Genomic DNA, 1,212 nt, shown 5'->3' with positions numbered 1-1,212 from the left:
TACCTTCAGCGAGGCGGTGCTCGGTTTCGACAACAGCGACCTGAGCGTACCCAACGGCACCCTGAGCACGGTGAGCAGCAGCGATGGCGGCACCACCTGGACTGCGACCTTCACCCCGACCAGCAACGTTCACGACACTACCAACCTGATCATCCTGAACAACACCGGTTATACGGACCTGGCGGGCAATGCCGGCACGGGTGTGACCACCTCGGCCAACTTCACCATCGATACGGTGCAGCCGACCGCTACCATCGTGGTGGCGAACCCGACGCTGAATGCCGGCGCGAATTCCCTGGTGACCATCACCTTCAGCGAGGCGGTGACCGGTTTTGCCAATGCCGACCTGNGGCAATGCCGGCACGGGTGTGACCACCTCGGCCAACTTCACCATCGATACGGTGCAGCCGACCGCTACCATCGTGGTGGCGAACCCGACGCTGAATGCCGGCGCGAATTCCCTGGTGACCATCACCTTCAGCGAGGCGGTGACCGGTTTTGCCAATGCCGACCTGACGATTTCCAACGGCACCCTGAGCACTGTCAGTTCCAGCGACGGCGGTATCACCTGGACCGCGACGTTCACGCCGAGCAGCAATGTCACCGACTCCAGCAACGTCATCAGCCTGGACAACAGTGGTGTACAGAATGCATCGGGCAACGTTGGCAGCGGCACCACCGATTCCAACAACTACAGCATCGACACCCAGCGCCCGACCGCGACCATCTCGGTGGCCGACAACAACCTGGGCATCGGCCAGACCACCACCGTGACCATTGCCTTCAGCGAAGCGGTCAGCGGCTTCAACTTGTCGAAGCTGAGCGTTGCCAACGGTACGCTGTCAGATCTGATCAGCATCGACGGCGGCAAGACCTGGACCGCCACCCTGACGCCAACGGCCTCTGTTACCGGCCCCACCAACCTGGTCGTGCTCGACACCAGCCTGGTCAGCGACGGGGCGGGCAATGCCGGATCGGGTATCGCCATCTCCAACAACTATGCCGTCAACACCAACCCTGTGGTTCCGAGCACACCCTCCCCTTCGCACACCATCGACGGCGCCCAGGTCAGCACCAGCACGGCAGCCGATGGCTCGACCATCACCACCATTGCCCCTGTGACCACGGACCGCACGGACGATCCCAACAGTACCAACACCCACCTGGCCGACATTCCGCTGCTCAAAGGCGTCGACGGCCATGCCATCTTGC

Annotated in this window: 1 protein-coding gene; it reads left to right on the top strand. The window is 62.5% G+C overall.

The window, feature by feature from the left end:
* Window positions 1-338: 338 nt before the first annotated feature.
* Window positions 339-1,212 (top strand): Ig-like domain-containing protein (locus QZH66_RS16425; RefSeq protein WP_305806946.1); only part of this gene is annotated, 874 nt, incomplete at its 3' end.

It is taken from the genome of Stenotrophomonas sp. YIM B06876 (genome assembly GCF_030711595.1).
Lineage (GTDB): Bacteria > Pseudomonadota > Gammaproteobacteria > Xanthomonadales > Xanthomonadaceae > Stenotrophomonas.
This window is presented reverse-complemented; position numbering and strand designations above follow the sequence as displayed.